This is a genomic window from Streptomyces sp. CB02058 (assembly GCF_001905505.1).
Lineage (GTDB): Bacteria > Actinomycetota > Actinomycetes > Streptomycetales > Streptomycetaceae > Streptomyces.
In genome coordinates this window covers 285,331-306,113 of the sequence record NZ_LIPG01000002.1, presented here as the reverse complement: position 1 = coordinate 306,113, position 20,783 = coordinate 285,331, and the positions used below count along the sequence as shown (strand labels likewise).

Annotated in this window: 17 protein-coding genes; 7 read left to right on the top strand and 10 right to left on the bottom strand. The window is 71.5% G+C overall.

The features are described from left to right. Positions 1-50: 50 nt before the first annotated feature. The 7 genes from AMK10_RS08650 to AMK10_RS08620 all read right to left on the bottom strand — a co-directional run bounded on the left by AMK10_RS08650 (position 51) and on the right by AMK10_RS08620 (position 9,671). Positions 51-1,508, bottom strand: coding sequence for a GH1 family beta-glucosidase (locus AMK10_RS08650; protein WP_073746635.1), 1,458 nt, complete (start codon positions 1,506-1,508; stop codon positions 51-53). A gap of 191 nt (positions 1,509-1,699) precedes the next feature. Beyond that, positions 1,700-2,623, bottom strand: coding sequence for a carbohydrate ABC transporter permease (locus tag AMK10_RS08645; protein ID WP_073746633.1), 924 nt, complete (start codon positions 2,621-2,623; stop codon positions 1,700-1,702). Between the two features lie 15 nt (positions 2,624-2,638). Continuing rightward, a complete protein-coding gene (locus AMK10_RS08640; protein ID WP_073746631.1) occupies positions 2,639-3,637 on the bottom strand; it encodes a carbohydrate ABC transporter permease in 999 nt (332 codons plus the stop codon). A 169-nt stretch (positions 3,638-3,806) separates the two neighbouring features. Next, positions 3,807-5,129: an ABC transporter substrate-binding protein gene (locus AMK10_RS08635; protein WP_073746629.1), complete on the bottom strand. Its 1,323-nt coding sequence runs from the start codon at positions 5,127-5,129 to the stop codon at positions 3,807-3,809. A 751-nt stretch (positions 5,130-5,880) separates the two neighbouring features. Continuing rightward, the gene (locus AMK10_RS08630) at positions 5,881-7,377 is read right to left on the bottom strand and encodes a glycoside hydrolase family 18 protein (RefSeq protein ID WP_073746627.1); all 1,497 of its coding nucleotides are present in this window, start codon (positions 7,375-7,377) and stop codon (positions 5,881-5,883) included. A gap of 129 nt (positions 7,378-7,506) precedes the next feature. After that, positions 7,507-8,970, bottom strand: coding sequence for a sensor histidine kinase (locus AMK10_RS08625; RefSeq protein WP_073746625.1), 1,464 nt, complete (start codon positions 8,968-8,970; stop codon positions 7,507-7,509). After that, positions 8,967-9,671, bottom strand: coding sequence for a response regulator transcription factor (locus tag AMK10_RS08620; protein WP_073746610.1), 705 nt, complete (start codon positions 9,669-9,671; stop codon positions 8,967-8,969). Before AMK10_RS08620 ends, AMK10_RS08625 begins: the two co-directional genes overlap by 4 nt. 78 nt (positions 9,672-9,749) lie before the next feature. Here AMK10_RS08620 and AMK10_RS08615 point away from each other — a divergent pair, with 78 nt between their 5' ends. The 7 genes from AMK10_RS08615 to AMK10_RS08585 all read left to right on the top strand — a co-directional run bounded on the left by AMK10_RS08615 (position 9,750) and on the right by AMK10_RS08585 (position 17,631). Then, positions 9,750-10,307: a hypothetical protein gene (locus AMK10_RS08615; RefSeq protein ID WP_073746608.1), complete on the top strand. Its 558-nt coding sequence runs from the start codon at positions 9,750-9,752 to the stop codon at positions 10,305-10,307. Between the two features lie 439 nt (positions 10,308-10,746). Further along, positions 10,747-12,117: an MATE family efflux transporter gene (locus AMK10_RS08610; RefSeq protein WP_241839507.1), complete on the top strand. Its 1,371-nt coding sequence runs from the start codon at positions 10,747-10,749 to the stop codon at positions 12,115-12,117. 45 nt (positions 12,118-12,162) lie between these two features. Further along, positions 12,163-13,320: a glycosyltransferase family 2 protein gene (locus AMK10_RS08605; protein ID WP_073746604.1), complete on the top strand. Its 1,158-nt coding sequence runs from the start codon at positions 12,163-12,165 to the stop codon at positions 13,318-13,320. A 5-nt stretch (positions 13,321-13,325) separates the two neighbouring features. After that, positions 13,326-14,702, top strand: coding sequence for a DegT/DnrJ/EryC1/StrS family aminotransferase (locus AMK10_RS08600; protein ID WP_241839529.1), 1,377 nt, complete (start codon positions 13,326-13,328; stop codon positions 14,700-14,702). Continuing rightward, positions 14,686-15,561: an HAD-IIB family hydrolase gene (locus tag AMK10_RS08595; protein WP_241839506.1), complete on the top strand. Its 876-nt coding sequence runs from the start codon at positions 14,686-14,688 to the stop codon at positions 15,559-15,561. Before AMK10_RS08600 ends, AMK10_RS08595 begins: the two co-directional genes overlap by 17 nt. Further along, the gene (locus AMK10_RS08590) at positions 15,561-16,598 is read left to right on the top strand and encodes a Gfo/Idh/MocA family protein (RefSeq protein ID WP_073746600.1); all 1,038 of its coding nucleotides are present in this window, start codon (positions 15,561-15,563) and stop codon (positions 16,596-16,598) included. Before AMK10_RS08595 ends, AMK10_RS08590 begins: the two co-directional genes overlap by 1 nt. Next, positions 16,591-17,631: a LacI family DNA-binding transcriptional regulator gene (locus AMK10_RS08585; RefSeq protein ID WP_107428395.1), complete on the top strand. Its 1,041-nt coding sequence runs from the start codon at positions 16,591-16,593 to the stop codon at positions 17,629-17,631. The genes AMK10_RS08590 and AMK10_RS08585 overlap by 8 nt, the downstream gene beginning before the upstream one ends. Positions 17,632-17,665: 34 nt before the next feature. Here the strand turns inward: AMK10_RS08585 and AMK10_RS08580 are convergent, their stop codons facing one another. The 3 genes from AMK10_RS08580 to AMK10_RS08570 are packed head-to-tail and all read right to left on the bottom strand — an operon-like array spanning position 17,666 to position 20,782. Next, the gene (locus tag AMK10_RS08580) at positions 17,666-18,694 is read right to left on the bottom strand and encodes an aldo/keto reductase (RefSeq protein WP_241839505.1); all 1,029 of its coding nucleotides are present in this window, start codon (positions 18,692-18,694) and stop codon (positions 17,666-17,668) included. Next, complete coding sequence (locus tag AMK10_RS08575) at positions 18,688-19,758, bottom strand: lysylphosphatidylglycerol synthase domain-containing protein (protein ID WP_107428394.1); 1,071 nt, start codon at positions 19,756-19,758, stop codon at positions 18,688-18,690. The genes AMK10_RS08580 and AMK10_RS08575 overlap by 7 nt, the downstream gene beginning before the upstream one ends. Beyond that, positions 19,751-20,782 carry a glycosyltransferase family 2 protein gene (locus AMK10_RS08570; RefSeq protein ID WP_073746594.1) on the bottom strand — a complete coding sequence of 344 codons (1,032 nt, stop codon included), beginning with the start codon at positions 20,780-20,782 and terminating at the stop codon, positions 19,751-19,753. Before AMK10_RS08570 ends, AMK10_RS08575 begins: the two co-directional genes overlap by 8 nt. Position 20,783: the final 1 nt, after the last annotated feature.

The following is a 20,783-nucleotide window of genomic DNA, read 5'->3' as shown; positions in this document are numbered from 1 at the left end:
AAAGCGGGACCCGGCGGTGAGCCGGGTCCCGCTGTTCGTGCTGGTAGGGGTCAGACCGTGCCGACCGGGGGCAGCGCGTGGCGGCGGATCACGTCGGAGTACCAGTGCGCGCTCGCCTTGGGGATGCGGCGCTGGGAGGCGTAGTCGACGTACACCGTGCCGAACCGCTTCGAATAGCCGTACGCCCACTCGAAGTTGTCCATCAGCGACCAGAGGAAGTAGCCGCGGACGTCCGCGCCGTCGGCGATGGCCCGCCGCACCGCGTCGATGTGGCCGTGCAGATACGCGATCCGCTCGGGGTCCTCGACCTTGCCCTCGGGCGAGACGTAGTCGTCGAAGGCGGCACCGTTCTCGGTGACCATCAGCGGCAGGCCGGGGTGGTCGCGGCTGACGTCCATGAGCAGGCTGTGGAGCCCGTTGGGGTCGATCGACCAGTCCATCGCGGTGCGCTCCTTCCCCTCGGCGAGGTGGAAGGCGACGTGCTCGGAGCCGGGCCACGGGGAGTGGGCGCTGCTGCCGTGCGCGTCGCTCCGCGCGTACTCGGCGCCTTCCACCGGGTCGGAGACCAGGGTCGGCGTGTAGTAGTTGATGCCGAGCGCGTCGACGGGGCGGGAGATGGTGGCGAGGTCGCCGTCCCTGACCAGCTTCGACCAGTCCACCAGGTGCGAGGTGTCGGCGATCAGGTCCGCGGGGTACTCCCCGCGCAGCATCGGCCCCGTGAAGACGCGGTTGCCGACGGCGTCGATGCGCCGCGCGGCGTCCACGTCGGCCGGGCTGTCGGTGAGCGGGCGGACCTGGTGGAGATTGAGGGTGACCGAGGTCTGCGCAGCAGCGGGGAGTTGGGCGCGCAGAACCTCGATCGCCCGGCCATGGGCGAGGTTGAGGTGATGGGCCGCCTGCAGCGCCGCTGCGGGCTCGGTACGACCGGGGGCGTGCACACCCGAGCCGTAACCGAGATAGGCCGAGCACCACGGCTCGTTGAGGGTGGTCCACATGCCGACGCGGTCACCGAGTGCGCCGGACACGATGGCGGCGTAGTCGGCGAAACGGTCGGCGGTCACGCGCTCGGGCCAGCCGCCCGCGTCCTCCAGCTCCTGGGGAAGGTCCCAGTGGTAGAGGGTGGCGACGGGCATGATGCCGGCGTCGAGCAGCTCGTCGACGAGCTTGCGGTAGAAGTCCAGGCCGCGCTCGACGGCCGGGCCGCGGCCGGTGGGCTGGACCCGGGACCAGGAGACGGAGAAGCGGTAGGCCTTGAGGCCGAGCTGCTTCATGAGCGCGACGTCGTCGCGGTAACGGTGGTAGTGGTCGGCGGCGATGTCGCCGGTGTCACCGTTGCGGACCTTGCCGGGGGTCCGGCTGAAGGTGTCCCAGATGGACGGCGTGCGGCCGTCCTCGGCGGCGGCGCCCTCGACCTGGTAGGAGGCGGTGGCCGCGCCCCAGAGGAAGCCCGTGGGGAACTGTGCCTCGGGCGCCTGCTTCGGGGTGGTGTCGGGTCGTACGGCAGTCATGCGGGAGCGCTCCCATGGGTGGAGGGACAAGGACAGGAAGTGCGAAGGCCCCGGCCCCGTACGGCCTGCGGTCAGGTACAGGCCGTACGGAACGGCCGAGGGCCGGACCAGGGCGGAACGGCATGCCCGGGTTGGGACCGGGGAAGAACGGCGCACCGGGATCGGACCGGGCGTGACACCGTGGGGCGGGGTCAGCCCTTGACGGCGCCGGACATGATGCCTCCGACGATCTGCTTGCCGAAGATCACGAAGACGACGAGCAGCGGCAGGGTGCTGATCAGCGCACCCGCCATGACGATGCTCTGGTCGGGCACGTAGGACGCGCTCAGCTGGCCGAGGGCCACCTGGAGCGTGGGGTTCTGCTGGTTCAGCGCGAGGTAGGGCCAGAAGAAGTCGTTCCATGCCTGGACGAAGGTGAGCATACCGAGCACCATCATGGCCGGGCGGGCCACGGGGAGCACGATGCTCCACACGATGCGGAGGTTGTTCGCCCCGTCCATCCTGCCCGCCTCGATGAGCTCGTACGGCAGCGCCTCCAGGAGGTACTGGCGCATGAAGAACACACCGAACGCGCTCACCAGGGTCGGGAAGATCACCGACTCCAGCTGACCGCCCCAGCCGATGTCCGACATCATCATGAACAGCGGGACGACGCTGAGCTGCGGCGGGATCGTCAGCGTCGCGATGACCATGGTCATCAGCACGCCGCGGCCCTTGAAGCGCATCTTCGCGAAGGCGTAGCCGGCCAGGGTGCAGAAGAACAGGGTCGCCACGGTGATGCTGGCGGACACGACCAGCGTGTTGACGATGGCCTTGCCGAGGTTGGCCTGTTCCCAGGCCGCCTCCAGGTTGTTGAACAGGTTGCCGCCCGGGATGAGCGGCGGCGAGGTGTCGAGCACCTCGTCCTGGGTGCGGGACGCCGCGACGAGCGTCCAGTACAGCGGGAACAGCGAGCCGAGGCCGACGACGGCGAGCGCGAAGTAGGCGAAGGGGCCGGCGTGGTGCTGGCGTCCGGCTCCGGGCTTGAAACGCCGGCGGCGCGGGGGCTCGTTGCCGATGGCCGACTTCTGGACGCGGCGGTGGTCCGGAGCGGTGATGGGGCTGGTGGTGGTCATGGATATCGCTCCCCGTCAGGCCGCGGTCTTGCGCCCGAGGCGCCCGACGAGCCAGTTGATCGCGGCAATGAGCAGCAGCAGGACGAGCATGGCCCAGGCGACTGCGGCGGCCGGACCGAGGTGTCCGAGGTTCCAGCCGTAGTTGTAGAGGTAGACGCTGAGCGTCTCGTACTGGTGCTCGTTGCCGCCCCGTGCTCCGACCTGGCCGCCTTCGAGCAGCAGGGGCTCACCGAACAGCTGCATGGAGCCGATGGTCGAGATGACGATCGTGAAGAGGATCGTCGGCCGCAGCGCGGGAATCGTCACGTTGCGGAACTGCTGCCAGCGTGAGGCCCCGTCGAGCGACGCCGCCTCGTAGAGGTCGGACGGGACGGCCTGCATCGCGGCGAGGTAGATCAGCGTGTTGTAGCCGGTCCAGCGCCAGATCACGATGACGGCGATGGCGATCTTGGACGTCCAGTGGCCGTTCGCCCAGTTCGTCTCACCGACGCCGAAGAATTCGAGGAACCAGTTCAGCAGGCCGCCGTCCGCCCGGAACACCAGGGCGAAGACCAGGGCCGCGGAGGCCACGGACGTGGCGTACGGCGTGAGGATGACGGTGCGCCAGAAGGTGCTGGCCCGCAGCTTGTAGTTCAGCAGGTGCGCCAGGCCGAGCGCCATCATCAGCTGCGGCACGGTCGAGATGACGCCGATGATGAAGGTGTTGGAGACCGAGGTCCAGAACTCGTCGTCCTGGAGGATGGTGCTGAAGTTCTCCCAGCCGACCCATTCCATCTGGTCGAGGCCGGTCATCTCCACACGGTGCAGGGCGATCCAGCCCGTGTAGATCAGCGGGTAGAGCCCGAAGGCTCCGAAGACGAGGAAGAAGGGCGCGATGTAGGCGTACGGCGACGCCTTGTCGTCGAAGCGCCACAGCCGGCTGCGCCAGGCCTGGCGGCCGGGGGACATGGCCTTCGGAGCGCGGCGGTCGGGCCGGGAGCCTTGCGCGCCCCTGGTGGGGGTGGTCGTTGCCACAGGTGGGAGTCCTTCCCTGGGGTGTGCCGACACCGCAGGGGCAGGCCGGTCCTCTGTCAGGTCCGGCGGGGGTGTCGGAAAAGGTGCGCGGTGCCGATCGGGAAACCGGCACCGGCGCGGGCGGTCCGGGACGTGTGGAAGACGTCCCGGCCGCCCGCGCCGGCGAGTGTCAGCCGATCACCTTGTCGATGGCCTCGGTGGCGTCGTCCCAGGCCTTGTCCGGGTCGGTGCCACGCTGCTCCATGTTGTTGATCTGGGTGCCGATGGTGTCCTTGATGACACCGTCCTTCGGGCCGAGCACGGCCGCCGGGATGATCTGGGCCTCCTCGGCGTAGATCTCACCGATCGGGGCGTTGTTGAAGTACGGGAGCTTGGCGTTCTTCACGTCGGGGAGCTCGTAGGCGCCCTTGTTGGACGGGAAGACACCGACCGCCTTGAAGACGGCTGCCTGCTGCTCGGGGGCGGTCAGCCACTTGACGAGCTCACCGGCCTCCTTGACGTGCTTGCCCTTGGCGGGCACGGCGAGGAACGAACCGCCCCAGTTGGCGGCGGTCTCACCCGGGGTGCGGGCGATGTCCCACTTGCCCTTGAACTCGTCACCGGAGTAGGTGGAGATCTGGGCGGCCATCCATGCGGGGCAGGCCACGGTGGCCATGGTGCCCTTGCGCAGGGCCGCCTGCCACGGCGGGCTGAACTGGGCGAGGCCCTGGGTCAGCTTCTTGTCGACGGCCTCGGCGGCGAGCTTCCAGCCCGTCTGGACGCCGGAGCTCTCCTTGTAGATCGCCTTGCCGTCCTTGGAGTAGTACTGCTCCGAGTCGGAGCTGACCACGCCGTTGTACATGGCGCTGGCGGAGTCCATGAAGAAGGTGCCCTTGGGCGCCTTCGCCTTGTACGCCTCACCGAGCTTGAGGTAGTCCTCCCAGCCGCCGGCGTACTTCGCGGCGACTTCCTCGCGGTCGGTCGGCAGACCGGCCTGCTCGAACAGGTCGCGGCGGTAGCAGATCGACATCGGGCCGATGTCGGTGCCGGCGCCGATGACCTTGCCCTCGTCGGTCGTCGCCTGCAGCGCCTTCCAGTTCACCCACTGGTCGGTGTCGATCACCTTGGAGAGGTCGACGAAGGCGTCCGCCTTGGTGTCGACGAGCTCCTTGGCACGGCCGACCTCGATGCCCTGCACGTCGGCCAGGCCGCTGCCCGTGTTGAGCTGCTGGAGGAACTTGGGGTAGTAGACCTGCTCGTCGGCCGTGACGTTTTCCTTGACCGTGATGTTCGGGTGGAGCTCGTGGTACTTCTCGAAGAGCCCCGCCTCCTTGTAGCCGAACTGCCCGAAGTCGGCCACGGTCAGGGTGATGTTCCCGTTCGCGTCGGACCCCTCGGAGTCCGAGTCCGAGTCGCTGCAGCCGGTCAGCAGCAGGGCGGCGGCCGTGAGGCCCGTGGTGGCTATGACGGCGGTTCTGCGGCTTCGACCTGCGACGGTGCGGGTGATGCGCATTCCACTACTCCTTGTTCCAGGGTGCGACTGGCGTCGATCTGCTCGGCATTCGCGCTGGTGGTGCGGGTGCCAGTGGTACGGAGAGGACATGGGCTGTGTCGTCCCCGTACGAGCGAAAAACCTCGTTCGATATGGGAGCGCTCCCATGCGCTGTTGCCGGAACATTGCTGCCTCAAGGGGGTGGGTGTCAAGAGTTGAAGACGCTTCCGTTGCCCGAGCGTGTCCTGCAAGTCACGCGACCGTGTCCGGCAGAGGTCTTGCGTTAACGCGGGTGTCCTGCATGCGTCATCCGCGACGAGTCGAATCTCCCCAGGTCAGGGGCTGTTGAGCGGCCTTTCGGCCCTTCCGGACGCCGAAACGGCCGGGATGGGGCGGCGATATCCACGCCAGGATCGGGCGGGTGCCGACGGTTACGACCTCACGGACGGGCCCGCCGGAAAATGAACGGGGCGAGGCCCTGCGAGGGCGCACAGAGGGGTCACAAGGTGTGTGCGTGTTCTTTCCCCGAACTCCGCCGTCACGCAACGCGGTTCCGCTTGTGTCACGGCCGGGGCTCCGGGCGCCCTCGTGCGGGGCGGCCCCCGGGCCGGCGGAGCGGACCGCGCACAGGGGCGCGCGCCCCGGCCGGTTGTGGGGGGTGTGGGGCCGGCCGGGACGCGCGGGTCGGGATGTGGTCCAAGGGGTCCGGAAGGGCTCCGGACGAGCCGGACTGCCGTACGGGGAGGGCCCGGCAGGGTCCGGGAGAGACGGCCTAACCGAAGGCGCCGAACGCCTTGGTGAAGGCCAGCGGCTCCTGGAGGATCGAGCTGCAGGTCGCGTCGGCGGTCGGCTTCGCGCCGCCCGGGCACTGCGCGTCCCGCGTCCCCGACCACATCGCCAGTCGTCCGATTCCCTTCTCCCGGGCAAAGCCGACCAGTTGCGTGGCGTCCTCGACGGTGAAGATCTCGGTGGCGACGTCGTTGACGCCGATCATCGGGGTGACCGCGACAGCCTTCCAGGCCGCCGCGTCCGAGAGCCCGAGCAGGCTCTTGACCTGGGCCTGTGTGGCGGTCGCCGCCTGGGTTGCGTAGTCGCCCATGTCGCCGCTGTACGACGCCCCGTAGTCCATCGCCATGATGTTGACCGCGTCGATCGCGACGCCGTTCTTCTTCGCGTCTGCGATCAGGTCCACGCCCGGCTGGGTCAGGCCCTCGGGCATCACGGGCAGCGTGAAGGAGACGTCGAGCCCGGGGTGCGACTCCTGGAGCCGGGCGATGGCCTGCGCGCGCCGGGAGTTGGCCGCGGTGTCCGGGAGCGCGCCGCCCTCGATGTCGAAGTCGACCTTGGTCAGCCCGTACGCCTCGACGACCTTCCCGTACGCCGTGGCCAGCTCGGCCGCCGAGGAGCAGTGCAGCGCCAGCTCCGCGCCCGCCGCCCCGCCGAAGGAGACCCGCACGTCGCCGCCCCGGTCCCGCAGGGCGGTGATCTGGGAGGCCACCTTGTCGTCGCCGAGCCCGGTCACCCCGCCCCACAGCGGGGCGCAGCTGCCGCCCGAGGTGATGAACGCGAGGGTGAACTCCTTGACGCCCGTCCTGGACGCGGTGTCCAGCAGGTCGTAGGCGGGGTACAGGGAGGTGTCGACGTACGGGGCGAACCCGGCTCCGGCGGCCGCGGGGCCCTCGTCGCCCCCGGAGGGCCCGGACGGCTCGGCGGTCGGGGCGGGAGCCGTCGCGCTCCCCGTGGGGCCGGGCGCCTCGGTGGGGGCCTCGGTCGGCGCCTGTGTGGGTGCCGGCGTCCCGGTGGGGCGTCCGCCGGGCTCCGGCACCGTGCCGTCCCCGGCGGAGCACGCCGCGTCGTTGATGCGGCAGCCCTCCGGATCGGCGGCGGTCCCGTTGGAGGAGGCGACGAAGCCGACGGTCACGGAGGCCCCGGGGGCGAGCTCCTTGTTCCAGCTCGCGGGCTTCACGGTGACGTGGTTGCCGCTGACGGTGTGCTCACCGTTCCAGAGCGAGTCGATCCTCGTGCCGGCGGGCAGGTCGAATTCGAGCGTCCAGCCCGACCGGGCGGTCCCGGTGGCGTTGGAGACCACGTACTGCCCGGTGTAGCCGCCGGTCCAGCCGCTGGCCCTCGTGTACGCGGCGCCGACCGCCGCCGCCTGGGCGGTGCCGGTGAGTGCGAAGACCGTGCCGCCGACGACCGCGGCGGCGACGAGTGCGCCGACCGCCTTCGTGCGGGTGCTCGTCGTGCGGCGGTGCGTGCTGGTGACCATCGCGTTCCTGCCTCTGTGCTGCGGGGGGTGTCTGCGTCTGCACGCTAGCCGCCGCGGAACGGGCAAAAGGCACTGATGGGAACGGTGTTGATGTTCTTAGGGTGGGCTTAAGGAGGGCATCGGAACGGGTTAAAGGTTCGGGCCCGGGCCCGGGGCCCGCCGGAACTCCGTGTTCCCGCCCTTCACTCCCCGTGGCCTCCGCTTGTCGCTCCGCCGTCCCACCCGGTGCCCCCTGCGGGCGCGCTCGGCCGGGCCGCCGTCGAGCCCTATCCAGATGCGTACCTCCGTGCCGCCGAGCACCGAACGCCCGATCCTCAGGTCGCCTCCGGTGGATTCGGCGACCCTGCGGACGATGTCCAGGCCGAGGCCGGTGGACCCCACGGCGCTCTCGGCGCCGCCGCGTCCGCTGGCGCCCCGTGCCAGGGCCGATTCCGGATCGGGTATGCCGGGTCCCGCGTCCGAGACGAGGACGAGCACGGCGTCGCCGCTGTGGTGCACGTCGACGGCGAAGGCGGTGCCCTCCGGGGTGTGCCGGAAGACGTTGCCGAGCAACGCGTCGAGCGCTGCTGCCAGTTCGGGCCTGGCGACCGGGATGCGTACGGTGCGGTCCACGCCCGCCAGGCGCACGGTGCGGCCCTCGTCCTCGGCCAGTGCCGACCAGAAACCCATGCGTTCCCTGATGACCTCGGACGCGTCGCACCCGGCCCCGGCGCCACCGGGCCCGCCCTGGGTCTGGGGGCGCTGCTCCCTGGCCGTACGGATGATCGTGTCGACCTCGTGCTCCAGCTGCTCCACCGCGGCCCTGGTCTGGTCGGCGGCAGGGCCCTCGCCCAGCGACGCGGCGTTGAGACGGAGCACGGTGAGCGGGGTGCGGAGCCGGTGCGAGAGGTCGGCGGCCAGCTCGCGCTCGTTGGCCAGGAGCTGGACGACCTGGTCGGCCATGGAGTTGAACGCGACGGCGGCGGAGCGGAGCTCGGTCGGCCCCTCCTCGGGGACCCGCGTCCCGAGCCTCCCCTCCCCCAGGTCCTGGGCCGCGCCCGCGAGCCGCTGGGCGGGCTCCACCATGCGTACGCCGAGCCGGTCGGCGACGGCCACCGAGCCCACGATCAGCGCGATCCCGACGCCCGCGAGCACCAGCCAGGCCGTGCCGACGCCGTTGGAGACCTCGTCCTCGGGGACGAACACCTCGACGACGGCGGTGCCCCCGGAGCCGAGCGCGGTGGGCTGGAGCAGCGCGAAGCCGCCGGACACCTCGGCGATGGCGGCGCGACCCGACGTCCGTACGGTCTCCAGGTCGTCCAGGGTGGCGCGCCGGGTGCCGATCTCCAGCCGCGAACCGTCGTGTTCGGCGGCCGGGACATGGACGGCGAGCCGTCCCCTGCCGCCGGGCTCGGTGGAGAGGACCGCCCGGGTCAGCTCCTGGCTGTCGGTGGTGACGGTGAGGGTGGGGCCGATGGTCGCGGCCTGCCGCTCGGCGTCGGAGAAGGCCCTGTCGCGGGCCATCTCCTTGATGACCAGCCCGAGGGGCACGGCGAACGCGATCACGACCATGGCGGTGACGGCCAGGCAGACCTTGACCAGGGCCCATCTCATGCGGGCCGGTCCGGGGCCGGGGGTTCGAGTTTGACGCCCACTCCGCGCAGGGTGTGCAGATAGCGCGGCCGGGCGGCCGTCTCGCCCAGCTTGCGGCGCAGCCAGGAGAGGTGGACGTCGATGGTCTGGTCGTCGCCGTAGGACTGCTGCCAGACCTCGGCGAGCAGTTCCCGGCGCGGGACGACGACGCCCGGACGGCCGGCGAGGAAGGCCAGCAGGTCGAACTCGCGGCGGGTCAGGTCCAGGGCCGTGCCGTCCAGTTCGGCCTGGCGGCGCAGCGGGTCGATGGAGAGCCCGCCGACCTGGAGGACGCGCGGCGGCGGTGCCTGCGCGCCGGGTCCCCGGGTGCGGCGCAGGACGGCCGCCATGCGGGCGGAGAGGTGCTCCACCGAGAACGGCTTGGTCAGGTAGTCGTCCGCCCCGTCGTTGAGCAGCCTGACTATCTCGGCCTCGTCGTCCCGCGCGGTCGCGATGATCACGGGTACGTCGGTGATGGAGCGCAGCATCTTCAGCGCCTCGCCGCCGTCGAGGTCGGGCAGTCCGAGGTCGAGGATGACGACGTCGAAGCGGAAGTGCGCGACCTCGCGCAGCGCTTCGAGCGCGGTCCCGACGCTCCGTACCGTGTGGGAGGCCTCGGTCAGGTGCCGGATGAGGGCGGAACGCACGAACTGGTCGTCCTCGACCACGAGCACACTAGGCATGCGCCGCACCGTAGCCCATACGGAGGAACTCGGTCCCCTCCAGGACAGCAGGTGGGCGGGTGGTGCAGGATGTGCCGGATGCGCAGAGGACTCGTACACGTGATCGCGTGGTCGCTCGCCACCGGCGCGGCGGTCACCCTGTCGTGGTGGGGCGTGCACACCGTCATGTCCGGGACGGCGTACGACCCTCCGCTCGCCGTGCCCATCTCGGTGGGCGCGCGGGGGCAGGCCACGAACGAGCCGGTGTCCTCCTCCACGCACCGCGCGCTGCCGTCGCCGACCCGCTCGCCCTCGGCCTCGCCGTCCCCGAGCAGTGCCGCCCCGTCCCGCGCGCCGGCCTCCCCGCGGCCCTCCGCCTCGCCGTCGGGCGGCCGGAGCCCCGCGGAGTCCCGGCCGCCCTCGGCGGACTCGGGCACGGTGAAGAGCTACCCGACACGGGGCGGCCGGGTCGTCCTGGAGCTGGCGGACGACTCGGCGGAGCTCGTGTCGGCCACGCCGGAGACGGGCTGGTCGATGCAGGTGTGGACGAACCCGGAGTGGATCCGGGTGGACTTCGGCGACGGGGCGGGCGCGACGGTCTCCGTCTTCTGCACCTGGAACGGACATCCGCCGATCGTCGAGGTCGTCGACCAGTAGCCACGTGCGGGGCACGGTGCCGCCCGTTTCCTCTCCGGCTCGCGCCACCGACGCGAATCGGCCGATCCACGCGAGAGTATCGGCCACGCGCGACCGTACCGACGCGCCTGCGACAAGCCCTGCTCCTCCGGCTTTCCGTCACGGACGGTGTTTCCCGGAATCTCCTTCGAACACTGGCAGGTGTTTCATCCCTTTCCGGCCGTGACTCCCGGTCACCCGCCCCGCGTACCGACCGGTAGTCACCGGGGCGCGGAATCGCCGCCTCTTTTTGGATACTTGCTTCCTGGGGAAGTCGGCCTGCGGATAGCATCGCGCTGCCCGACCGGAGGTACGGAATTCCCACAGATCCCGTCACCGAGCCCTATGGCTTTCCGGCCGCGCCGTTCGGCATTTCGTACGGATACGGCCCGACAGGGCGAGGAAACGGAGACGCACGGTCGTGCCGCCAAAAGGTAATCTCGGGGTCTTCTCCCTGAGCTGGCCCATCTTCCTGCAGCTGCTGTCGACGTATTCCATGGGTCTCGTGGACGTCTGGGCGCTGGGCCGCGTCTCGGACGACGCCGCGGGCGCGGTGGGTTCGGTCAACACGGTCGCGACGTTCGTGCTCATGATGTTCTCCTTCATGGGGCAGGGCGGCAGCCTCGTGTACGCACGCGCGCTGGGCCGGGGGGAACCGGGGCAGGTCCGGGAGTACTACTTCGTCGCCCTGCTGCTGCACGTGATCCTGGGCGCCGCGGTGAGCATCGCGCTGTTCGTCCTCGCCGACGACGTGGCCGGCCTGATGGGACTGCGCGGGCAGCACCTCGCCTACGGCACGACCTTCCTGCAGATCGTCGGGGGAAGTGCGGTGCTCCACTCCCTGGTGGCGATGCTCGGCGGAGTGCTGGCCGCGAATGGATTCACCCGGCACGCGATGTTCGCCGCCGTCTTCACCAACGTCGTCAACGTCGTGCTGATCATCGTCCTGGTGCTGTCCACGTCGGGCCCGCGCTGGGGCGTCAGGGGTGTCGCCCTGTCGACGGCGCTCGCCACCTGCGCCGGTCTGCTCTACAGCCTGTGGCTGGTGTTCTTCAGGATCCGGATCAGGTTCCGCCGCCCCGGGACCATGGGGCAGTGGAAGGCGCACGCCGCCCTGCTCGTCTCCTTCTCCCTGCCCACGATGCTGGAGCCGGCGTTCTGGCAGCTCGCACAGATCGTCACCACGCGCATCATCTCGGCCGTGGGGACCGACGAGCTCGCCGCGCGCATGTACACGCTCAGCATCACCAACATGATCGGCATGTTCTCCTCGGCGCTGTCCCAAGGGCTCCAGATCGCACTCGGGCACCTCGCCGGAGCCGGGGAGACCCAGCGCATCCGGCGGCTCGCGCGCAACACCCGCGCCGTCGGGGCGGTGGCCGCGGTGGCTCTCGCCCTGGTGACGGGGGTGTGCGGCGGATGGATCATGCGGGGGTTCACCGCCGATCCGGAGGTCGCCGACGCCGGGAAGCTGCTGCTCTGGTGCGGCCTGCTCTATCTCCCCGGTTCCTCGCTGATCATGACGACGGCGAGTTCCCTGCGGGCCGTCGGTCACGTCGTGTTCCCCGCCGTGGTGGGGATCGTCGTCCTGTGGGCGGTCTTCCTCCCCCTCGCCTACGCCCTCTCGCTTCCGCTGGGGCTCGGAATACTCGGAGTGATGATCGCCATGGCGGTCGACGAAAACCTCCGGGCCCTGCTGATGGATATCCGCTGGCGCCGTCTTCCCGGTAAACGCCAGGAGCATCTCGCACTTCCCGAGCAGACGAAAAGGGCGTCCGTCTCCGACATCTGATCCGACGCGCCCCGCACTGCCGATGACCGATTCCTTAGGAGATCCGTGAAGGTCAGCCTTGTCATTCCCACGTACAACTCGAAAGAACTGCTCGCACCCTGCCTGGTGTCCCTCAACCACCAAATCGTGGCGGAACCCGATGCATTCGAGGTCGTACTCGTCGACGACGGCTCGACGGACGGAACGGGTGAGATGGTGGACGCCCTGTCGCTCACGTATCCGCTCCGCAGGCTGTACCTCCCCCGCACCGAGCACTCCTGCCGCTCCGCCGCCCGCAACGCTGGGATCCGGGCGGCCGACGGCGAGGTGATCGCCTTCGCGGACGGCGACCAGATCATCGACCCCCTGTTCCTCCAGGAGCACATCCGCTGTCACCGGGACCGCGACGACGTCGTCGCGATCGGCTTCCGCGACTACCTGGCGCCGGGCCCGGTCGATCTCGGCCTCCTCGCGAAGGAGTTCGCCACCGAGGCGTTCCCCGCCGTGGCCGAGGCGGACGAGCGCGCCGAGGTGACCCGGACCCTTTCGGAGAACCTGGCCGGCCTGGCGACCGGCTGGCACTTCCTGTACGGCTGCAACGTCTCCGTGCGCAAGGAGCGGCTGCTGGCCGTGGGGAGCTTCGACGAGAACATCAAGAGGTGGAGCTTCGAGGACGTCGAGCTGGGATACCGCCTGCACCGCGCGGGTCTCACCCTCGTCCACACCCCCTACGCCCGTGTCTACCACCAGGCCCACCCCGAGTCGGACCGGGAGCGCTACGCGGACTGGCGTGAGAACTTCGCCTACTTCGTCGACCGTCACCCCGGGACGGAGGTGCGGTTGCAGTGGATCCTCGACGACTACTTCGACCCCGACCGCGAGAACCGGCTGAGCTGGTTCGACGCGTACCTCCGGTTCGAGTTCGCGTGCCGGGCCCTGGAGGGGAGACTGCCCCTGGGGCGGCGGTACGAGGTGCTGGTCGTGGACGGCGCCGGTCTGCCCGGCGCCGGGGCGGAGGTGGCCCGGCTCGGCGCCCTGACGGACCTGGTCGTCATCGACACCACCGACGACCGGGATCTGCCCCTCACCGTCCAGGGGCTGCGAACGGGACGGGAACTCCTCTACTTCAAACGCCCGGACCCCGAGGTGCTCCGGAAGGCGGCCGACGCCTTCGGCTTCACCCTCGCGGAGAGCCCGGCGGCGTACGAGGAGGCCGCGGCGTGACCACCATGGCGCAGGACCTCCCTGACACCGGGATGCCCCGGGCCGGTGTCCTCACCGGGGACAGCCACGGTATTCACCGGCTGGTGCTGGACGTACTCGGCGGGACCGTCCCCGCGTACGCGTCCTCCGGCTGCGTCGCCCACAGTGAGCTGGCCGGCCTGCTCGCCGGACGTACGGAACGCCTCGACCCGTCCGCCCCGGACTCCGTCTTCCACCGGGAGGAGCACGCACCGCTGCCGGGCGAGCGGCATCCGGTCCCGTTCCTGCCGAAGGCCCGGCTGCTGACCCCGGCGGAGCAGCGGGTCGCGGCCGAGTGCTTCGCGCGCGCCCTGGCGACGGGTGAGCTGACCAGCGGGCCGGCGGTGGCCACGTTCGAGGCGGCGCTCGCCGACTTCACCGGTCTCCACACGACCGCCACCAGCAGCGGCACGGACGGCCTGATCATCGCGCTGCGTGCGGTGGGGGTGGAGCCCGGCGACGAGGTGATCATCCCGGCCAACAGCTTCGCGGCGACCGAGAACGCGGTCCTGGCCTGCGGGGCCGTCCCCGTCCTCGCCGACGTCGAGCCCGGGCGTCACACCCTGGACCCCGTGTCGGCCGGGGCCGCCGTGACCTCCCGCACCAAGGCCGTCCTGCCGGTCCATCTGTACGGGCGGCTGGCGGACATGGCGGCGCTCCGCAGGACCGCCGACGCCCACGGACTGCGGGTCGTGGAGGACGCCTGCCAGGCGATCGGCGTCACGGGTGTCGGACGGCACTCGGACGCGGCCGTCCTGAGCTTCAACCCGTACAAGAACTTCGGACTGACCGGCAAGGCGGGGGCCGTCCTCACCGGGGAGGGTGAACTCGCCGAGCGGGTGAGGGCGATCGCCTACCACGGCTTCCACCCGGACAGGAAGAACGTCAAGACGGAGCCCTGGGGGCTCAACGCGAAGATCGACAACCCGGTCGCCTCGGTCGCCATGGGGCTGCTGCCCGGACTGACCCTCAAGAACTACCGGAGGGCCTTCCTGGCCGAGCGCTACATCACGGGCCTGGCGGAGCTGCACGCGGCGGGGCTGCTGACGCTGCCGTCCTTCACCCCCGACCACGCCTGGCACCTCTTCACCGTGCGGGTTCCGGGCGGGCCCGCGGAGCGGGAGAGGATCCGCACCCGGGTCCTGGAGGACGGCGGAGTGGAGACGGACATCTACTACCCCGTACTCACCCACCGTCAGCGGACCCCGTTGCACGGGAGTCTCTTCTCCCGCAGCCGGCTGCCGCACACCGAGGAGCTCCACACGACGGCGTTCCAGATCCCCCTGCACAACCAGCTGTCCCTCACCGAACAGGACCGAGTGATCGAGGCGTTGCATGCTGCCTTCCGTGCGACCGCACGTTGAACCCCTCGCGCTCCCGATGCCGCAGCGGGTGGGGGCGGTGGCCTTCTGCGACTTCGACGAGACCTATCTGGCTCACGCACCGACCGCCGCCGAGGTCGCCGACCGGGAGACGCTGGAGGACTACCTCGTGGAGGCGGCCGAGCGTCAGGGGCTGCTCTTCGGCTGGGTGACCGGCAGTTCGCTGCCGTCCGTCATGGACAAGGTCAGGGCCCACCGGCTGCGGAGGCTGCCGCACTTCATCGCCTGCTCCCTCGGGACCGAGCTCCTGTACCTCCGTGACGGCGTCGCGCACCCGGACCCGTCCTGGCAGGAACGGCTACCCGAGCCCGGACGGCTCGCCTCGCTCGCCGAGGCGGTGACCGGGGAGCTGGCGGACCGGGGGGTGCCGCTCGTCCCGCAGGCGAACCGGCCGCCCGGCAGCCTGGTGCAGAGCCACTACTACTACGCGCGTACGCCCGAGAACGACGAGCGGAGCCTGGCCCTGGTCAGGAGCACGGCCGAGAAGTACTCGCTGGGCGTCGGGGTGAGCCGCTGCAACCCCGCGGCGGGCGATCCGGAGGACTGCTACGACGTGGACTTCCTCCCGGAGGGCTGCGGGAAGCGAGCCGTCGTCCGCCACGTACGCCGGACATACGGTGTGCCGCCCTCGGACACCTTCGCCTTCGGGGACAGCGGCAACGACCTGGAGATGCTCCGGGAGGCCGGCCGCGGGGTCCTGGTCGCCAACTGCACGGCCGAGGCCCGCGGCTGCCATCCGGACGTGTCGGACCTCCCGTACGCGGCCGCGGTCCTCGCGGTCCTGCGTGACGAACTGCGCGACCGTCCACGAGAAGAAGAACCACGGAAGGAGTCCCGCTGATGCGCGTGGGGATCATCGGCGCGGGGAACATCGGCCGGGTGCACGCCCGGGCGGTCCTGGCGTCGGCCGACGACGGCGTCTCGCTCGCCGGCCTCTTCGACGTCGACCAGGGGCGGGCGGGTGCGCTCGCCGCGGAGCTGGGGACGCGGGCCTTCGCCTCGCTCGGCGAACTGCACGGGGCGACGGACGGGATCGTCGTCGCCTCACCCAACCGCACCCATGCCGCGTACGCGGGCGAGGCCCTCGCGCACGGCAGGCACGTGCTGTGCGAGAAGCCGATGGCCACCTCCCTCGCGGAGACGGCCGAGATGCTGCGGCTCTCCTCGGGCGCCACGGGGGTGTCCTGTGTCGGCTTCAACTACCGCTATCTGCCCGCCGTACGGGAGATCCGCCGGCGGATCGAGGAGGAGGAGATCGGCCGCGTGCTCCATGTGGCCGTCGCCCTCCGGCGTTCCAGCGCGGTGACCCGGGCCCGGTTCACCTGGCGGGACGGCCCGGCCGAGCGGTCGACCAGCGGCGCGCTCGGTGACCTCGGGGTGCACCTCGTCGACATGCTGCACTTCCTCTTCCGGAGTCCGGTCGACACCGGCAGCTGCCGGGTCGGGCTCCAGACGAGGGTGGCGACGAAGGAGGGTCACGAGGTGATGGTCGACGACCACGCCTTCGTGAGCGGTGGTCTGACGGACGGCCCGCACTTCACCCTCACGGCTTCGAAGTCCTCGGCTCCCGACGAGCTCGGACTCGCCGTGACCGTCACCGGGAGCCGTGGGGACCTCTCGTACCACTCACGTGACGGCCAGATACTCCTGGTGCGTACGGGGGTGGACGTCGAGCCGGTCAAACTCCTCGGCCCCGCCCGGCTGCCGGACCCGCCGGGCGAGGTGACGGGGTGGGGCGACTCCTTCCTGGAACAGCTCCAGGAGTGGGCGGGCGCCGCTTCCGGGACCCGGCCGGAGGTACTGGCCGGCTTCGGGGACGGGCATCTCGCCCAGCGGGTCCTGGAGGATCTGCTGCGCCGGGGAGAGCGCCTTGGGTAGGCGTTCCGGGGGCCGGAGGCCCACGCTGGACGCCGTGGCCCGGCGGGCCGGGGTGTCCCGGTCCGCGGTGTCACGCGTGGTCAACGGCGAGCCGGGGGTGCGCGCCGCGGTCGCCGAACGCATCCGGGTGGCGGTCGCCGAGCTCGGTTACGTCCCGAACCAGGCGGCCAGGAGCCTGGTGACCCGCCGCAACAACGTGGTGGCCGTGGTGGTGACGGAGCCCCAGAACCGCCTGTTCGTCGATCCCTTCTTCGCGGAGCACCTGCGCGGGATCAGGGAGGAGCTCGCCGTCCGGAAGGCCCAGCCCGTACTGGTCTTCATCGAGTCCCCGGAGGACTACGCGCGGGTCGGCCACTTCCTGGGCGGCGGGCACGTGGACGGCGCGCTGCTGTTCTCGCTGCGTGCGGACGACCCGCTGCCCGCGATGACGGAGCAGCTGGGGATCCCCGTCGTCCTCGGCGGACGGCCCGTGGTGAGGGGTGGCGACCGGACCCGCACCCACCTGTACGTGGACGCCGACAACCGTGGCGGCGCCCGGGAGGCCGTGCGCCATCTCGTGTCGCTCGGCCGGAAGCGTGTCTCGACCGTGACGGGCCCGCTCGACCAGGCCGCCTCGGTGGACCGGCTCGACGGCTACCGGGACGTGCTCCTGGACGGGGCACCCGAGCTGATCGTCGAGGGCGACTTCACCCGGCAGGGCGGCGCGGAGGCGATGGCTGCCCTGCTGCGACGGTGCCCGGACCTGGACGGGGTCTTCGTCGCCTCCGACCTGATGGCCGCGGGGGCGCTGGACCTGCTGCGGGAGCGCGGGTTGCGGGTGCCCGAGGACGTGGCGGTCGTCGGGTTCGACGACCTCCCGTCGCTTGCCGGCTCGATGGACCCGCCGTTGACCACGGTGCACCAGGACATCGTGGGCATGGGCAGGACGATGGCCCGCCTGCTGTTCCGCGAGGCGTCCGGCAAGGCCGGCGGGAGCCACCCCCTGTCCTCCGTGATCACCCCGACCCGGCTGGTCGTACGGGAGTCCGCCTGACCGGCCGGATCCGGGCGGGTGCCACGGAGGGCCGTTACCGGCCGTCGCCGGGAAGCGGGGCTCCGGCGAGGGACCCGTGCGAGGGGCCGAGCGGGGCCAGCGCGTCGAGCTCGTCCCGGATCTCCTGTTCCAGCTCCAGCTCCAGGCCGTCCATGGCCTCGTCGAGCTGGGCCACGCTGCTCACGCCGAGCACCGGCATGACGGGCACCGGGCCCCCGGCCATCCAGGCCAGGGACAGCTGGTTGGCGGTCACTCCGAGCCGTCCGGCCAGTTCGCGCAGGCTGCTCAGCCGCCGCTCGTTCACGGGGCTGCGGTACTCGGGCGAGAGCGGCCGGTCGGCCCGGGTGAGGGCTCCCTGGAGCAGCGGCGAGTACCCCTGAAGCAGCGCGCCGTGCTCGCGGGCGTGGGCGAACAGGTCGTGGTCCAGCGGAAGCTGCGGCCGGATGTCGGCCGCCGGGTCGGGCCAGAGGTAGGAGTGGCGTGCCTGGATCACCCGCGGGGCCACCGTCGTCGGGTCGTCCGCGGCGAGGCGGGCCGCCTCGGCCAGCCGGGCCGCGTCCGGGTTGCTCGCGCCGACGACACCGACCCGCCCCGAGCGCACGAGCTCCGACAGGGCGCCCAGGGTGTCGGCGAGCGGTGTCCTCGGGTCGTCGGCGTGGCTGAAGTACACGTCGACGGAGGGGCGGCCCAGGCGCTCGGTGCTCCGCTCGAACTGCTTGAACACCACCTCGGGGGCGAGCCCTTCGGCGGATTCGGGGAACGGCCCGTCGAGCGGGTCGGGCAGGCAGCCGACCTTGGTGGCGATCAGCACCTCGTCCCGCACGCCTGCCGCGGCCAGCCAGCGGCCGATGACCAGTTCCGACTCCTCGCCCGTGCCGCCGGGCGACCAGAAGGCGTAGCAGTTCGCGGTGTCCAGCAGCCGGCCGCCGCGCTCGGTGTAGCGGTCGAGGATCTCCCGTGACGTCCTCTCGTCGACGGTGGTGCCGAAGTACATGGTGCCGAGGGCGACTCGGGTGCCTCGGAGCCGGTCCATGACCGACTCTCCGTAGACCGTCGTCAGCATGCGTCGTCCTTTCGTCGGTGGTGCGGTGAGGAGGAGGGAACGTGGGAGGCCGGGGCGTGGGCGGCGGGGCGGGGCGCCCGCGCGGCCAACGAACCGTAGCCGAAGGCGAGTACGTCGGCAGCCGCCAGAACCAGCCGACTGGCGGCGGCGGCCGCGGCGGCCTCCGGGGCGGGCAGGACGGAGGCGAGGGACACCGCGAGCAGCGCCTCCCGCACCCCGAGCCCGTCGGGGACGACCACCACCAGGCTGCTGAGCGAGGTCGCCACGGCGAACCCGGCGACACAGGGCAGTACGGCCGCGAGCGGGTCGGCGCCCAGCGCGACCGCGAGCAGCCAGAGGTGGACACCGGTCACGACCCAGGACACCGCGCACAGCCACACGGAGCGGCGCAGCACGGGGAGCGGGACCGGCGCCAGCCTGCGGGCCAGTGACGGCACCGTCTTCACCAGCCGCACGGAGAGCGCCAGCACTCGGGGCAGGACGAGCAGCAGGACCGGGACGAGGGCGGCGGCCACGAGCGCCGCCCCCGTCCCGTAGGCGTGCCGCGCCAGGGCGGCCAGCCCCAGCACCCCGCCGGTGCCCAGGGACACGGCGGCGTACAGCCCGAAGGCGGCGGTGAAGTGGAAGACGGTGATCCCCGAGGCCGCCGCGAGGCGGGACTGGAGCACGATCGACCACATCACCCCCGGTACGTACTTGCCCAGTTGGCCCGCGGCGAAGATGCGTACGGCCGAGGGGCGGGACAGCGGTACCGACAGGGCCTGGAGCGGTTCGCGCCAGGAGAGCGCCGTCAGCCACAGCCCCGCCAGCGCCGGGACCAGTGCCAGGGGCAGCACGGGTCCCAGCAGTCCGACGGCCGTGCGGGTGGCCGCCCCGTCCCGGGCGAAGGAGTGCACCAGGAACCCGGCACAGAGCGCGAGCACCACGGCGGTCGTCGTCCTCCGGACCCAGGGGCGCCGCGCGAAGGCCCGCACCGCTGCCCAGCGCCCCCGGCGCTCCGGGGGCGCCGCGTCCCCGGAGGCGGCCGGTCCGGGCGCGGTGTCCCCGGGCGCCGTCCTAGACATCGGCGACCGCGCCGCCCGTGGCCGGCGGGTTGGAGTAGCGGCGTCTGAAGGACGGTGAGCCCGTCCAGCGGACCGCCCCCACCAGGGCGGCCACCCCGGTGGTCGCGGTCATCAGGGTGTGCAGCCCGGCCATCAGCGGCAGGGCACGTCCGCCCGCCGTGGTGTGCAGGAACTTCAGCAGTCCCCACTCCTCGGCGACGAACACCGCCGCCCCCGCCGTGGCCGCGACCGCGCCCGCCACCGGCCACAGGGGCGCCGCGGCGAGCCCCGCCAGCGCCAGACCGGTACCGGCGACCGCCTTCGGGCGGTAGGCGGTGTCCGAGAGCTGCGGTCTGCCCGCACGGTCGCGGTCGCCGAACAGCGCGACCAGGGGGACCGAGCGGCGGTACTGCTTGCGCAGCAGGATCCCGATCCGGTCGTCGTCGTCGTGCCGGCCCACGATCCGGGGGTCGAGCAGCACGGTCGAGACGGCCGAGAGACGGGCCCCGTACTCCACGTCCTCGGTGTCGCGCAGGCTCTCGTCCAGGGGCCCCGCGCGGTCGTAGGCGGCGCGGGGCATCGCCCCGAGCGAGAAGTACGCGGCCTTGACCTCGCCCGCCGTACGGCGCCGCCAGTAGTGCCCGTGCAGCACCTTGTAGCGCTCCACGGCGCCGTCGTCGATCAGCGGCACCGAGTCGTAGATGCCGCAGACGAAGCCGATCCGAGGGTCCGATTCCAGTACGTCCACCGCGAGCTGGACGGCGTCGGGGCGCAGCGCGATGTCGGAGTCGAGGAAGAAGAGGACGTCACCGGTGCTGTGCCGCACCCCGGTGTTGCGGGCGGCGGACACCCCGGTGTTGGCCGTGCGGATCAGCCGTACGGGGAACTCCTCGGCGATCCGGGGGGATGCGTCGGTGCTGCCGTCGTCGACGACGACGATCTCGATGTGCGGATAGCTCTGGGCGGCCACGGCCGTGAGGCACTGGCGGATGGTCCGCGCGTAGTTGTAGTTGGGAATGATGACGGAGACAAGGGTCGGTCGCACG

Excerpts from the sequence above, each read along its gene's own strand:
- AMK10_RS08635 (WP_073746629.1), bottom strand. The coding sequence starts at position 5,129 with ATGCGCATCACCCGCACCGTCGCAGGTCGAAGCCGCAGAACCGCCGTC.
- AMK10_RS08615 (WP_073746608.1), top strand. The coding sequence starts at position 9,750 with ATGCGCAGAGGACTCGTACACGTGATCGCGTGGTCGCTCGCCACCGGC.
- AMK10_RS08575 (WP_107428394.1), bottom strand. The coding sequence starts at position 19,758 with ATGTCTAGGACGGCGCCCGGGGACACCGCGCCCGGACCGGCCGCCTCC.
- AMK10_RS08600 (WP_241839529.1), top strand. The coding sequence starts at position 13,326 with ATGGCGCAGGACCTCCCTGACACCGGGATGCCCCGGGCCGGTGTCCTC.
- AMK10_RS08645 (WP_073746633.1), bottom strand. The coding sequence starts at position 2,623 with ATGACCACCACCAGCCCCATCACCGCTCCGGACCACCGCCGCGTCCAG.
- AMK10_RS08630 (WP_073746627.1), bottom strand. The coding sequence starts at position 7,377 with ATGGTCACCAGCACGCACCGCCGCACGACGAGCACCCGCACGAAGGCG.
- AMK10_RS08580 (WP_241839505.1), bottom strand. The coding sequence starts at position 18,694 with ATGCTGACGACGGTCTACGGAGAGTCGGTCATGGACCGGCTCCGAGGC.
- AMK10_RS08625 (WP_073746625.1), bottom strand. The coding sequence starts at position 8,970 with ATGAGATGGGCCCTGGTCAAGGTCTGCCTGGCCGTCACCGCCATGGTC.
- AMK10_RS08620 (WP_073746610.1), bottom strand. The coding sequence starts at position 9,671 with ATGCCTAGTGTGCTCGTGGTCGAGGACGACCAGTTCGTGCGTTCCGCC.
- AMK10_RS08650 (WP_073746635.1), bottom strand. The coding sequence starts at position 1,508 with ATGACTGCCGTACGACCCGACACCACCCCGAAGCAGGCGCCCGAGGCA.
- AMK10_RS08590 (WP_073746600.1), top strand. The coding sequence starts at position 15,561 with ATGCGCGTGGGGATCATCGGCGCGGGGAACATCGGCCGGGTGCACGCC.